Origin of the sequence: Wolbachia endosymbiont of Pentalonia nigronervosa (assembly GCF_014534705.1) — a bacterium.
Taxonomy (GTDB): domain Bacteria; phylum Pseudomonadota; class Alphaproteobacteria; order Rickettsiales; family Anaplasmataceae; genus Wolbachia.
Window position 1 is genome coordinate 1 of sequence record NZ_JACVWV010000030.1, and the last position, 13,864, is coordinate 13,864.

Consider the following 13,864-nt stretch of genomic DNA (forward strand, 5'->3'; position numbering starts at 1 on the left):
TCCCGAAGCTGAAGGATTTCAGGTTATTCCAAAACGTTGGATAGTTGAAAGAACCTTTGCTTGGCTCTCCAATTTTAGGCGCATGAGCAAAGATTACGAACATTCTCCTCTTACCTCAAAAACCAATATTTTCTTTAATATGATTACCGTTATGCTTAATAAATTAGCTACTTAAATGATTTCAAGACATCTTCTTAGATCTTCACTTTTTTCCAATTTCTTTTCTAATTCACGATTTTTTTCACGTGAAGCTTTCAAGTGAACTGACTCTAACTTACTTATCATCCTACTTTGCACCGTTATAAGGCGCCGGTGTAAGTGATAAACAGCGCTACTGTTTGTCATATCCTTTTCTTCCTCTGAATCACGTACAGCTGCTTTTAACTTTTCACTTAAGCAGTTGACCTCAGATTCAGCAGCACCAATGCCTTTCTCGGTTGCAACTTCACTTATCTCTTGAGCAAGATCTTCAAGTTCTTTATAGAATTTAAAGAATCTTTCTATGTCCTGCTTTACCTTATCTTTATCTTTATCTAATACTCTAGACCAGTTAACGTTCTTAACAGGCATTGCCCAAAATTCAATCCACCCCACTTTATCCTTTTCAGGTACTTTGGAATCCAACCACCAGACTAATGCATCATCTTCCTCAAACTTATTCATTAGTTTGGTTACTTCAGCTATCTTATTTTCATAAGCTGAAGTAAGACCATTAATCAATTCTTCAGGTGTTTCTTTTTTTCTACCAGACTTTTAATAAAGTCTCCGAAATCTAACAGATCTTCATACATACTAACCTCCTCATAATAAATATATTTTTAAGATATAACAGGTATATATTAAAATGCAATACCTAATTTATTCCCCTATAAGTATGTTGTGTGCTTCTATCGCTGTTTATGAAGTGCTTTCTGAAGATTTTGCGTCATAGTAGCATTTTTGGATAATTGATACTATACTCACTACTGATGCAGCAATATTGCTAGATATCACAAAAAGTGAACCCTGACAGAGACCATAGCCAAGCCAAGATAATGAACAAAGAAGACAGTTCACTAACATTAGCATTGATATATCACGAGTAAGTTTAGTGACATGTGCTTTATATACTTGAGGTAATAACCCAACTATAGTTGTAACCAATGCAATAAAGCCAAAGAATTCTTCTATGTACATACATCCCCCATACTTGTTCTTAATTCTAAATTTTATGTCTTCAGTGTTTTAATTGTATACAGTTATTTAATTTATTAATCAAGAAGTCTCATAGACTTGAAAAAATCTAGTTTACTTCAAGTGCATTATTTGCTAGCCTTTGAGATACAATATCGGCTATAGAGCAATATGTTAAAAATTCTTTCTAAAATTTTATTGATATTAATGCTTTTGATTTGCAGCTTTTTTATCATGTATGATGCTGAAGCTAGAGCGAATTTAAGTAGAAAGTATATACCTCCTGGTAATCCTGGTGGTGCAAATTTTAATGCAGATGAGGAATTCGCTGAGTCATATCAATTATATAAAAAGCGTAGAGAATTGCTAAAAAAAAAGAAGTTACAAGGTAAGGCTAATAAAAAATTCACTAAGGAAAGTTTAGCTCAAACACTAAAAGAAAAAAATATTGTTAACTCTTATGATGAATATCAAGAGGCTTGTATAGTAGACGATGAAGTGGACGCCATGATAGATCAACATGGTATTAATCTTGCACGCTTAAAAGGTGCTGTGTTTATAGATCGTGAAGAAGTTCTGCAGTATAGCGATGGGCAAAAAAGGTTTTCTGTGGGAGAAGAAACAAAGACTCCTGTGATGCAAGAAAAAAAGATTTCTCCTATTAATGTGACTATACAGGATACCTCATTTGAAAAGATGATATGTGCTCATGATTCTATTTCTGATTCAGAAACGAGCAATTGTAACGATAGTGTAAGTGATGCAACTTTGTTTGACAGTGTTATTGATTCAACAGAATAGCCTGGCATTCTAAATCATATGCTAGACATGGATGATACTCTTTATAGACGCAGGCATAAAACTCACGTTGTACAAGTTGGCAGGGTAAAGATAGGTGGTGAGAATCCTATAGTAGTACAATCTATGGCACTTGGTGTTCCTATAGACTCCTGTAATATACAAAACAGTGCCAAACAGTATGCAAAAGAAATAGTAGAGCTAGCACGTGCAGGTTCGGAATTAGTAAGAATTGCCTTAAATTCAGAGGAAGTAGCGAAATCGATACCTTATATAATTGAGGAGATAAATAAAGAAGGATTTGATAGTAAGATATTGGTAGGATGCGGGCAATATGAGCTGGATAGGTTGGTTCAGAATTATCCGGATAATATTAAAATGTTGGGTAAAATCAGAATCAACCCGGGTAATATAGGGTTTGGTAACAAACGTGATGAGAAATTTGAAAGGGTAATAAAGTATGCAATAGAGCATAATATGCCTATCAGAATTGGAGTAAACTGGGGCAGTCTTGATAAACGTATATTACAGAAATTGATGGATGAGAGCTCCAGCACTTCTGATATTATACTACGAAAAGCGCTTGTTATGTCTGTTTTGGGTAGTGCAAAAAAAGCCGAAGAGATTGGTCTTAATTCAGATAAAATAATTATTTCATGTAAGGTTAGTAAGGTACAGGATTTAATTTCAATATATACAGCACTTACACAATCTTCCAATTATGCTTTACATTTAGGCTTAACTGAAGCTGGTATGGGCAATAAAGGAGTAATCAATACTACAGCAGGTTTAACTTATTTATTGCAAAATGGCATTGGGGATACCATAAGAGCTTCTTTAACTCAACGCCCTGGAGAATCACGCACCGATGAAGTGGCAGTATGTCAGGAAATATTGCAATCTATAGGTTTGCGTTACTTTAATCCGCAAGTTAATTCATGTCCTGGCTGTGGGCGTACCAGTAGTGATCGCTTTCGTGTGTTGACTCAGGAAGTTAATGATTACATAAAAACTCGTATGCCTGTGTGGAAAGAAAAAAATCCAGGAGTGGAGCATATGAGTGTTGCAGTAATGGGATGTATAGTAAATGGTCCTGGAGAAAGTAAACATGCGAATTTAGGAATTAGTCTTCCAGGATATGGAGAAAAGCCAATTTCTGCTGTTTATAAGGATGGTGAGTATTTCTGCACTTTACAGGGTGATAATATTTTTGAAGAATTTAGAAAAATTATTGATAGCTACGTAGTAGAGCATTTTAGAATTTAGATCTTTATCAAAGCTTGCTGATGCTCAAAATAGTTAAAATAAAGATCTTTTTACTTAAAAGTATATTTCATCTAAAATAGATTTTTATCTACTTTAATATTATCGTGAATAAATTATTACAGAAATTTTATACAGTCCTTAATTGCCTTTACCATGCTCTAATTGATACCATCTATAATGATGGAATAGAGCATGCTGGATATTTGTCGTTTTTACTTTTATTATCAATATTTCCTTTTCTTATTGTTTTAATGGCTTTAGCATCAACGTTTGCAAATTTATTAGATCAATATAATATTGGTTGGTTACTCATAATTGACAATATGCCTCAGGATATTTTATCATCCTTAATGCCACGTATTAAAGAGATAATATCAGGTCCACCACAGAGTTTATTGACTTTGGCTATTGTAGGCGCAGTTTGGACTGCTTCGTCTACTATTGAGGGACTAAGAACTATATTAAATAAAGCTTATAAAGTACCAGTTTCATCGCCGTATATACTTAGAAGAGTATTAAGCATACTACAATTTTTAGTTATTACGCTCCTTATAACTTTAACGATAGTGTGTTCCACACTAATACCAATGCTTATTGATTTTTCTAATTATAGATTAACCTATGGCAAATATCTGTTTGTTGAGTTTGTGCTTTTTGCAGTGGTTTCTTGGCTATATTTTATGTTGCCAAATATAAAGCAAAATTTAGCAGATGTGTTTCCAGGTTCGTGCGTTGCTGTTATTCTATGGACAGTGTCTGCTGCAGTTTTTAAAAAATACTTAAAAACATCCTTTAATCAATTAAACTTGATATATGGAAGTTTAGGTGGTGTGGTGGTGTCATTATTATTTTTCTATATGCTTAGTTTAATTTTTATATATGGAGCAAAATTCAATTTTCAATTAAAAAATCATGAAAATTTTATTAGGTAACAAAAAATGGAGGAAATACTATGAGTAATAGTAAACTTTTAGAAGGTAAAGTAGCCCTGATAACCGGAGCCTCCGGTACAATAGGTTCCGCTGTTGCTAAGAGATTTATTAAGGAAGGTGCACGTGTAATTTTGGTTTCAAGGTCTATTGATAATCTCAACACACTATATGATGAAATTAAGGAATTTGAAGAACTTCAAGAAAATTCCATAACATTAATACAACTTGACCTTTTGGACTTTGAGAATGTTGAACTACTTGCAAACAATATAACAAATCTCAAGTTATCAGAATCTGGAGCACTAGATGTACTGGTTGTTTGTTCTGGAATTTTAGGTGAGCTACATCCCATTCAGGATTACAGCCTGCAAATGTTCCAAAACATAGTAGATACAAATTTTATTGCCAATTGGCATTTATTGAAAAATTTGGATCCTATATTAAAAAAATCTAACTCTGGAAGAATAATTTTTGTTACTTCAGAGGTGACGCTATCCCCTGCATCTCATCCATATTGGGGGGCATATGCTGCAAGTAAAGCTGCATTAGAAATAATGGTAAAAATATATGCATCAGAAACGAAACATACAAAATTGTGTATAAATGCTGTATATCCAGAAGGCCCAGTTGATAGTGAAGTATATAGACAAGCGTTTCCTGGGAAAGATACTGCTGGATTAATATCAGCAGATCAATTGACCGGCAAATTTGTGGAATTAGCTTCTGAAAATTGTAATGTATCAGGAGAGACTCTCCCATTAACCTAGTTAGTTTAGGTATAATTTTTGTTGTTTTTAATTGAAAAGCAGTGTATAATGTAATAGGTAATTATTTATAGGTAGGTCTAATATGAGTAACGAAGACGAGTTTATGAAGCAGTATATGGAAACTTGTAAAGAGCAAATAGAAAAGTTAGCTAAAGACCCAGAATTGCTCAATCAAACTTTAAAGCCATTTATGCAAATGTCACAACAACTTATGGCTGGTGGTTTGCTGGATGGAGCTGTACCTAATGCTATGATACCAGATTCAGGTAGTATGGATATTAATAAAATGATTGCTCAAATTGAAGGGATGATTAGTTACATCAAAAGCTCTCATAAAGAAATAATTAAGTCATATAGTTTACAAGATGATATGATTCAAAATCTTGATGAATCTAGCAAAAAATTAAGGTCGTTAATTAAAAAGTTAATAGAAAAGATCTCAGAGAAATAAACATCAGGGCTTCTAGTACTGTAATAGTACAGAGCCCCAAGTTAGCCCTGCACCAATTGCTATAAGCATTACGGTATCTCCGTGTTTTATTTTTGATTCCTGTACTACACAATCTAAAGCTAATGGAATTGATGCAGCTGAGGTATTTGCATATTTTTCAACCATATTGATAACTTTTTCAATGGGAAAACTTAATTTTTTTGTTACTGACTCAATAATACGAATATTTGCTTGATGAGGGATAAGCCAATCCACATCACTGATTTTAAGATGATTGTGCTTTAGTGTTTCTTCTATTACACTTGCTAATTTATCTACTGCATGTTTAAACACCTCTCTTCCGTTCATGCATATTTTTCCTGAATCAACAGTAGAAGATACACCACCACTTGTATGTAGTATGTCTGTATTACCATCAGAGTGCAGGTTAGTTGATACTATACCTCTTGTAAAATTTTCTGGTACCTCAGTTTTAGTGTTATATGCTGCAGATCTCATTATCACTGCACCAGCACCATCTCCAAATAATACACAAGTTGCTCTATCTTCCCAGTTAACAATTCTGGACATTGTTTCAGCACCTATAACTAATGCATGTTTGATCTTTTCATTAGACTTTATTAATGAATCAGCAACTGTCATTGCATATACGAATCCAGAACATGCGGCTTGAACATCAAAAGCAAATGCATTTTTACATACCAACTTGTTTTGTACAATTGTTGCACAACTAGGAAAAGTTTTATCTGGAGTTGTCGTTGCAACTATAATTAAATCAATATCGTCCACTGAAATATTAGCATTTGTGATAGCATTCTCTGCTGCTTTGACAGCTAGATCTGATGTTAATTCTCCTTCACTAGCTATATGTCGCTGAGCAATACCAGTTCTTTGTCTGATCCATTCATCATTTGTGTCGACCATTAATGAAATTTCGTTGTTGGTTAGCACTTTTTCTGGCAAATAAGAACCAGTACTTAATATAAAGCTTTTATTCAATGCTATTTACTCCGTTAATTATTTTTTGGTTAAGATTTTCTCTTATAGAGTGTACTGCAAATTTAATAGCGTGAGCAAATGAAACAGCGTCGGAATTTCCATGACTTTTAATAACAATGCCATTTAGACCTAAAAACATAGCTCCGCTCCTAACTTTAGGATTGAAGCGCATTAATACTTTATTCAGTTTGGGTTTTAACAATACACCAAGCACTTTTCCAGTACATGAATTAAATAATCCCTGTTTTATCAGATGGATAAAAGTACTTGCAGTAGCTTCAGCTGTCTTTAACATCACATTGCCAACAAAACCGTCAGCAACAATTACGTCTACATTGCCTTCTAAAAATTCACTTGCCTCTATATAACCTGTGAAATTAATCCCCGGAATATTTTGCAGTAACTCAAAAGCCCCTCGTATTGCATCAGTACCCTTCACTTCTTCTGTACCTATATTAAGTAAAGCTACTTTAGGGCTGTCAACTTTTAACGCAATCTTTGCAAATATGCTGCCCATTAATGCAAATTGAAATAATGAGTCAGCATTACAATCAACATTTGCCCCAAGGTCAAGCAATGCAAAACTTTTTGATTTTGTGGGACATATGGAGACAATAGCGGGACGATATATGTTTGGCAATGTACCTAACACAAACCTGGAAATTGCCATCAATGCTCCAGTATTTCCTGAAGAGACTACACCGGAAGCTTTACCATGTTTTACTGCTTCAATAGCAGCTTTCATACTTGAATCTTTGCGGCGTCGCAATGCAAAAGATGGCTTATCATTTGCTAAAACGTTATCAGAACAGTGAGTAAACTCAGAATTATCGTTCACCTTTTTATACTTTGATAGCAAAGGTAAAACTTTTTGCTGATCACCATAAATATAAAAAAAAACCTTAGTATTATGGTCAAGAAGATTATTTAAAAAAAAGTTAGCGCCACGTATCATAGAAAGAGGGGCAAAATCCCCACCCATAGCATCAAGCGCTACAACTATCTCACTGTTGACAGTAGACAACATAGCATATCACTATTCTGCAGCTTGTTGTTTGACGAAAACTTTTTTGCCCTTGTAGTGACCATCAATTGCTATATTATGAGGCAACATAAATTCTCCAGTCTTTGAGTCTACTACAATATTTTTAGGCTTAATAGCATGATGAGAACGATGCATATCACGCCGAGATTTAGATTTTTTTCTCTTTGGAACTGCCACAATTTCCTCCATCTTTATAAATTTAAACTTATTAATAACATGTTTTTTTTGCAAAGTAAATAGTATGCTATCATTATAAATGTAGGTTTTCTATAAAATGGATAACAAAGTTATCATCAGAGAAATGGTCAGTTAGCTATAGCTATGCTCTTTAATAACCTGCTTTTCCCTTGCAATAGCAAGGCTTTCCTCCGGTACATCATCGACTATCACACTACCTGCCGCAACCATGGAATTATTATGAATATTAAGCGGTGCAATCAATGAACTGTTAGCCCCAATAAAGCAGTTGTTTCCTATATTTGTCTCATGTTTCTTTTTTCCATCATAGTTGCAAACAACTGTACCAGCTCCTATGTTGCTTTCCTTTCCCACTTGGGTATTTCCTATGTAACTTAAGTGTTTTATTTTAGTATTTGCACCAATTGTGCTTGCCTTCACTTCCACAAAATTACCTATTATTGAATTATTACCTATTATTGTATCTTTGCTGACTCTGGCAAATGGACCAATAGTGGCACCACTTTTAATTAAGCAGTTTTCTAAATGTGAGAATGATAATATTTTTGCATCGGATTCAACTTCAACACCAGGAGCAAAGACAACGTACGGATCCACACTTGCATCTTGAGCAATTTGTGTATCGAGAGAAAAGAAAATAGTGTCTGGAGCCATTAATGTTACTCCAGAATCAACAAAAAATTTTCTTCTACTTTCCTGAAAATAAAATTCAGCTTTTGCCAGATCATGCCTACTATTCACACCCATTGCCTCCTCTTCATCGATAGTAACGTAATTGACATTCAATCCGCTTTTCACTGCAATTGAAACTATATCAGTTAAATAATACTCTTGAGTGAATTTATTACATTCTATTTCTTTAATCAGTTTACGTAGATTCTTTGCAGAAGTGACCATTGTTCCGGCATTAGCAAGAAATTCCACATTCTTTCTTTCGTCGTCTTTTGCTTCTACAATGTCTTTTAAAGCACCATCTTCAACAACTAGCCTACCATATTCTTTGTTACTGGTTTTAAAACCAAGGCAAACTAGAGCATTATTTTTTAAGCGATCGACCATTTTAATTATTGTACTGCTTTCTATAAGAGGAGTATCCGCATATTGCACAACAACTATGCTTGAATCCGGCAATTCTTTCAGGCTTTTCATTGCAGTTTTTACTGCATCACCAGTGCCGAGCACTGACTCTTGCGTAACGAGTTGTATACCTTTAAAATTCCCTAATTTCTCACTTAAAGATTGGTCAACTACAATTGCTATATTTTCAGGATTTAATTGCTTTGAGCTGTTGATTGCGTGTTCCAGCATGGAAAAATTGCCTATTTTATGCAATACCTTAGGCAATTTTGAATTCATACGCTTGCCGTTGCCAGCAGCAAGGATAATAACGATGCAAGCTTTGTTCATTTTTATGATGAAAAATGAAAACCGTAATGATCAAGCCAATTAATTTTGTTATCATAAAAGCTGCGTAGGTCATCGATCTGATATTTTAACATTGCTAACCTTTCTATACCAATGCCAAACGCAAAACCTTTATACTTTGTATGATCTACTCCCACATTTTGAAAAACATTAGGATGCACCATCCCACATCCAAGCACCTCTATCCACTTACTACCTTTATAGCTTATATCTACCTCTGCAGAAGGTTCAGTAAAAGGAAAAAAACTATTACGAAAACGTATTTTTAGTTCTTTCTCACCAAAAAATTTATTAAGGAAGTGATGAATAGTGAATTTCAATTGACCCATATTAACGTTCTCATTTACATATAGTCCCTCTATCTGATGAAACATAGGGGTATGAGTTGCATCAAAATCGTTTCTATACACTCTGCCTGGTGCCACTATTTTGATAGGAAAACTCTTTGTTTTTTCCATAACTCTGATTTGTACTGATGAAGTATGAGTACGCAGTAGCATTCTCTGATTATTGATTTTATTTTTTAGATAAAAAGTATCTTGTTCTTCTCGAGCAGGATGATGGCTTGGGGTATTTAATGCATCAAAAACATGAAATTCATCTTCAATGTCCGGTCCGTCCACTGCTGCAAAACCCATGTGTGCAAAGATAAGTTTAACTTCCCTTATAACCTGACTTAATGGGTGAATTTTTCCGACTTTTTCTGGTCTAGGAGGCAAGGTGACGTCCACTGCTTCATTTTGCAATTTTGCATTAATTTCTTCTGCTTTGAGTACGTTTTCTCTATGCCTGATAAGATCGCTCAAGCTATCATGTAAATCATTAATAACTGCACCTAAACTGCGCTTATTTTCTGCATCTTCTACCTTTTTTAAATTATCAAAATAAGATCTAATTACACCTTTTTTCCCTAAATATAATAACCTCAATTTTTCTAGATTTTGCAAGGAAGCAACACTTTCAATTTCAGCAATTGCCTTGTTCTTAATTGAAGATATCTCATCCTTTAGCTGTGTGCTCATTTTAAAAATATCAACTTAAACTGTAATTATAGTGAAATATTCAATAACATCAATGAACCTCTTATCTCAGAACAAAATTAATAGAAGATTAATTTTTTTATATTATCATTGACTGTACATTTAACAGGCTAGCTTATGTTCACTAGTGTTTTTCAGGAAAAATGGAAAGATTTACCAAAAGTTCTGCAGAAGCGTTATTCTAATCGTGCTTACAGTGATGATATAGTGACGGTTGATGGTAAGCTTGATGTGCATTGCTCTTGGCTTATATATCTTCTTAAGCCATTTTTGAAAATATTTAATGTATTAGTACCATATCAGGGTAAAAATATACCTGTAAGCGTAAGTTTTGTGAGTAAGTCAGATTCTGAAACACTATACTTTAATCGCACCTTTTCTTTTCCTGACAAAAAACCGTATCGTTTTTATTCTCGTATGGTACGTCTGACAGGAGATGACGTAATAGAATTCATGCGTTTCAATATAGGATGGCGCATGAGTTGTTTCTATGATGGAAAGAAAGTAGTACTGCAGCATAGAGGGTATGTATGGCAATTTTTTGGGCTCTTAATCCCTCTACCAATCAATCTATTGATGGGAAAGGGTTATGCAGAAGAAGAGGCAATATCAGACAATGAATTTAGAATGTACTTTGAAATAAGACATAGATTATTTGGCAAAGTATACGGTTATGGCGGAAATTTCACTATTAGGGGGCAAGAGAGCTGATGGATAAAAAAGTACTGATACTAGGAAGTTGTGGAATGTTTGGCCAAAGGATATGCTTTGCTCTTGCTAAGGCAGGCATTAACATTATCATAGCAGGGCGTAGCAAGGAGAAGGTGGATGAGTTTAAAACTGACATAATTTCAAAATACCCAAACGCTAAGGTGAAAACTGCTGCATTTGACGCCTACCAAAACTTTAATACTGAACTATTAAAATTAAAACCTGCGGTAGTAATCAATACTTGTGGTCCGTTTCAAAATGCTAGCTATTCAATTGCTGAAATTTGTATACAAAAAAGAATACACTATCTAGATCTAGCTGATGATAGAGATTTTGTCAGTGGTATTCATGTTTTAGATGAACACGCCAAGAAGAATAGTGTATTAGTAGTCAGTGGAGCTAGTACTGTTCCTGGATTATCATCTGCAGTATTAGAGAAATACAAGGATAAATTTTCCCAAATAGAATCGTTAATATTTGGTATTAGCCCAGGAGGCAAAACACAGCGTGGTCTTGCTACAACACAGTCTGTACTCTCTTATTTAGGCAAGCCGCTGAAACCATATCCTAGTTACATAAAAAAATGTTATGGTTGGCAGAATGTTTATTGTCAGAATTATCCAGAAATTGGTAAACGTTGGATGGCTAATTGTGATATACCTGATCTTGAGTTATTTCCTGAACGCTATGGTATGAAGCATATTCAGTTTTCTGCTGGTATGGAAAGCAGCATACTACATTTTAGTATATGGATAATGTCCTGGCTGGTGAGATTAGGGCTGCCAATTCAGCTAAAGAAATACGCAAAGTTTTTTCTGTATATCAGTCACTGGTTTGATTGGATGAGTACACAAAATGGCGGAATGCATATGCTCATCAAAGGCAAAGATAATAAAAATAATGTAAAGGAAATACAGTGGTTTATTATTGCAAAAGAAGGTGATGGGCCGCAAATTCCATGCGTGCCAGCTGTGATACTTGCTAAAAAGCTGCTAGCTGGAGATATTAAAGAATATGGTGCTATGGCTTGTATGGGACTAATCACATTGGAGGAATATATGCAAGAGTTAGATGGATTTGCAATAGAACAACATTGTACAGAAAAAATTTAATTTAATTTTATAGTTATATGCTCAAACATAATAAAGATTGTCTCATCTGTAAAAATATGCAATAATTAAGTTATTAATATATTTAGTTAAGACAATAAAATGTTAGGATTATATTCTGCAACAACTCTATCAGGGCTACTGACAATGATCAATAAAGATAGCAGTCTCTGTAAAAAAGATATATGTAAAGAGATTAAGAAATATCTACTTCGATACAAGAATGAAGCCTCATATCTACTAGATAAGAATACATATCAGGATATAAAGAATATATATTATGAGTGGGAAGCGGACAATTTTGATATAAATCATCTGTTTTTACATGCAGATAAATCAAGTTTATTGCACATAGCAGCTAAATGGGGACATGAGAAAGTAGCGAATTGTCTCGTAAAAGAAGGAGCGGATGTTAATTTGCAAAATGAACGTGGTATGTCTCCTTTACATTTAGCAGCTGAATATAAGCATGTAAACGTAGCAAAACTCTTGCTTGAAAATGATGAAAAGAAGGCAAATGTTAATGTGCAATGCAAATGTTGGCGTGAGACACCTTTGCACTTAGCAGTGCGTGCAAGGGACTTAAAGATGATGAATTTGCTGCTTAATAATGGCGCAAAGATTGATTCGCAAAATCAAGGTGGAGCAACACCACTGCATATAGCGTTCAGAAACAATTTCCTGAAAGGAATGAAACTTCTCATCGAGAAAGGTGCAGATCAATCATTTATTCATAAGTCCGAAGCAGAAGATGTAGGTATTTCTATAGGGACAGGCATGGGTTGCGTGGCTGCTGCTTCTGGCGGCCTTTTGTTGTGGCAATCTGGTGTTATTACAGTACCATTAGTGTTTGCAGTAATTGGATCAACTATAGCGTTTGCATTAATAACTGGTTGTATAGCTTATGGCATTACATATGCGACATCTAAGTACACACTTAGTAGTAAATTGAAAGAAGTGGATTTAACAGACTTCATACAAGGACAACAGATTACACTATAAAAAAAATACACGGTAATTTGGGCGTGTAAAGAAGGGTTAATCAAAATATGCAGGGTACAAGATAAATCTTTTTTATTATAAAAATAATGAACGCATTTTGAAAGAAGGTACTACTTTTTTTGATTATACTATTGTGATAACGTATTAATGTTGTATATTCCATTGTTATACCAATTCTCATTATTAGGGGGACAAATATGATACATAGCAGAGTTGTTTAATTGTGGAGTGAGCAAGAGAGGTAACAAATTTACACAAAGTGCACTCAAGCATTGAGATTTTTTTTTAAACTCCTCTTGTTTGCTTTTATCTTGGCCATGATGTTGGTGTAATATATGAGAATTTCATCCTTTGCATATCATGGTGTACTGTGGATTTACTAACATTTAGGCCAAACTTTTCTTGGATTTTTATTCTCATTTCTTTAATGGTAATATTTGGATTTTCTTGTATCCATACCTCCACGTTGACTTTGATTCAATCTAGTTTTTCTACGACGTTGAGGGGGAGCAAACAATTTTTCTTCTCTATCAAATTTCAGGTGCTTTATCCACTCAGTCAGTGCAGTTCTTGAAATTTTACACACTCTTGCTACAGCAGTTATACTGCTCTCTTTAGCTGCTATTACTGCATGTAATTTTCTTGAAACATATGCATTATTTCTTACTTTCTTCAGCATCTCTTTTGCTGATTTTACCACTTTTTCATCCAATAATTTTGATCTTAATGCCATTTATACCTCGCTATTACACTTAGGTAGTGTCGACATTTATTTTAACCAAAGATATATAGAAGCAATATGGACAAAAGATAAGAAAGAAATAGCTAATTTATCATAACGAGTAGCAACCCTACGAAAATTCTTGAGTTTATTGAACATTCTTTCGATGAGATTTCTCTCTTTATAAAGCTCTTTATCGTATTCTCTTGGTGTTTTTCTATTGGAAC

Annotated in this window: 17 protein-coding genes and 1 pseudogene; 9 read left to right on the plus strand and 9 right to left on the minus strand. The window is 34.2% G+C overall.

Annotated elements, in window-relative coordinates; all coding sequences use genetic code 11:
- The coding region (locus IC220_RS04005; protein ID WP_188152743.1) for a transposase at positions 1-175 on the plus strand (175 nt) is incomplete at its 5' end.
- Here the strand turns inward: IC220_RS04005 and IC220_RS04010 are convergent.
- Positions 172-663 carry a hypothetical protein gene (locus IC220_RS04010; protein WP_188153280.1) on the minus strand — a complete coding sequence of 164 codons (492 nt, stop codon included), beginning with the start codon at positions 661-663 and terminating at the stop codon, positions 172-174. The genes IC220_RS04005 and IC220_RS04010 overlap by 4 nt on opposite strands.
- Before the next feature lie 234 nt (positions 664-897).
- Entirely contained in the window at positions 898-1,176 is a 279-nt protein-coding gene (locus IC220_RS04015) for a SemiSWEET family sugar transporter (RefSeq protein WP_188153281.1), read from the minus strand.
- A gap of 168 nt (positions 1,177-1,344) precedes the next feature.
- On the opposite strand from IC220_RS04015, the gene IC220_RS04020 reads away from it, so the two are divergent.
- The 5 genes from IC220_RS04020 to IC220_RS04040 all read left to right on the plus strand — a co-directional run bounded on the left by IC220_RS04020 (position 1,345) and on the right by IC220_RS04040 (position 5,387).
- Positions 1,345-1,974 carry a TRP75-related protein gene (locus tag IC220_RS04020; protein WP_188153282.1) on the plus strand — a complete coding sequence of 210 codons (630 nt, stop codon included), beginning with the start codon at positions 1,345-1,347 and terminating at the stop codon, positions 1,972-1,974.
- A gap of 18 nt (positions 1,975-1,992) precedes the next feature.
- The gene (gene ispG, locus IC220_RS04025; RefSeq protein ID WP_188153283.1) at positions 1,993-3,237 is read left to right on the plus strand and encodes a flavodoxin-dependent (E)-4-hydroxy-3-methylbut-2-enyl-diphosphate synthase; all 1,245 of its coding nucleotides are present in this window, start codon (positions 1,993-1,995) and stop codon (positions 3,235-3,237) included.
- Positions 3,238-3,341: 104 nt separating this feature from the next.
- Positions 3,342-4,169 (plus strand): YihY/virulence factor BrkB family protein, encoded by an 828-nt coding sequence (locus tag IC220_RS04030; RefSeq protein WP_188153284.1) that lies wholly within the window; start codon positions 3,342-3,344, stop codon positions 4,167-4,169.
- Positions 4,170-4,189: 20 nt separating this feature from the next.
- On the plus strand, positions 4,190-4,936 hold the full coding sequence (locus tag IC220_RS04035; RefSeq protein ID WP_188153285.1) for an SDR family NAD(P)-dependent oxidoreductase: 747 nt from the start codon (positions 4,190-4,192) through the stop codon (positions 4,934-4,936).
- A gap of 82 nt (positions 4,937-5,018) precedes the next feature.
- On the plus strand, positions 5,019-5,387 hold the full coding sequence (locus IC220_RS04040) for a hypothetical protein (protein ID WP_188153286.1): 369 nt from the start codon (positions 5,019-5,021) through the stop codon (positions 5,385-5,387).
- Positions 5,388-5,399: 12 nt separating this feature from the next.
- On the opposite strand, the gene IC220_RS04045 is transcribed toward IC220_RS04040, so the two are convergent.
- From IC220_RS04045 to pheS, 5 genes are all read right to left on the minus strand, one after another.
- Positions 5,400-6,386: a beta-ketoacyl-ACP synthase III gene (locus tag IC220_RS04045; protein WP_188153287.1), complete on the minus strand. Its 987-nt coding sequence runs from the start codon at positions 6,384-6,386 to the stop codon at positions 5,400-5,402.
- On the minus strand, positions 6,379-7,413 hold the full coding sequence (gene plsX, locus IC220_RS04050; protein WP_188153288.1) for a phosphate acyltransferase PlsX: 1,035 nt from the start codon (positions 7,411-7,413) through the stop codon (positions 6,379-6,381). The genes IC220_RS04045 and plsX overlap by 8 nt, the downstream gene beginning before the upstream one ends.
- 9 nt (positions 7,414-7,422) lie before the next feature.
- On the minus strand, positions 7,423-7,608 hold the full coding sequence (gene rpmF / locus IC220_RS04055; protein ID WP_188153289.1) for a 50S ribosomal protein L32: 186 nt from the start codon (positions 7,606-7,608) through the stop codon (positions 7,423-7,425).
- 132 nt (positions 7,609-7,740) lie between these two features.
- On the minus strand, positions 7,741-9,036 hold the full coding sequence (gene glmU / locus IC220_RS04060) for a bifunctional UDP-N-acetylglucosamine diphosphorylase/glucosamine-1-phosphate N-acetyltransferase GlmU (RefSeq protein ID WP_188153290.1): 1,296 nt from the start codon (positions 9,034-9,036) through the stop codon (positions 7,741-7,743).
- 2 nt (positions 9,037-9,038) lie between these two features.
- Positions 9,039-10,076, minus strand: coding sequence for a phenylalanine--tRNA ligase subunit alpha (gene pheS / locus IC220_RS04065; protein WP_188153291.1), 1,038 nt, complete (start codon positions 10,074-10,076; stop codon positions 9,039-9,041).
- A gap of 135 nt (positions 10,077-10,211) precedes the next feature.
- On the opposite strand from pheS, the gene IC220_RS04070 reads away from it, so the two are divergent.
- From IC220_RS04070 to IC220_RS04080, 3 genes are all read left to right on the plus strand, one after another.
- On the plus strand, positions 10,212-10,805 hold the full coding sequence (locus tag IC220_RS04070) for a DUF4166 domain-containing protein (protein ID WP_188153292.1): 594 nt from the start codon (positions 10,212-10,214) through the stop codon (positions 10,803-10,805).
- Positions 10,805-11,917 carry a saccharopine dehydrogenase NADP-binding domain-containing protein gene (locus IC220_RS04075; protein ID WP_188153293.1) on the plus strand — a complete coding sequence of 371 codons (1,113 nt, stop codon included), beginning with the start codon at positions 10,805-10,807 and terminating at the stop codon, positions 11,915-11,917. The genes IC220_RS04070 and IC220_RS04075 overlap by 1 nt, the downstream gene beginning before the upstream one ends.
- A gap of 99 nt (positions 11,918-12,016) precedes the next feature.
- Complete coding sequence (locus tag IC220_RS04080) at positions 12,017-12,916, plus strand: ankyrin repeat domain-containing protein (protein WP_188153294.1); 900 nt, start codon at positions 12,017-12,019, stop codon at positions 12,914-12,916.
- 281 nt (positions 12,917-13,197) lie between these two features.
- Here the strand turns inward: IC220_RS04080 and IC220_RS04085 are convergent.
- Together IC220_RS04085 and IC220_RS04090 are read right to left on the minus strand one after the other, a co-directional pair.
- Positions 13,198-13,649 (minus strand): annotated as a pseudogene (locus IC220_RS04085) (winged helix-turn-helix domain-containing protein); the annotation flags it as partial.
- 36 nt (positions 13,650-13,685) lie between these two features.
- Positions 13,686-13,864 (minus strand): transposase (locus IC220_RS04090; protein ID WP_188152690.1); only part of this gene is annotated, 179 nt, incomplete at its 5' end.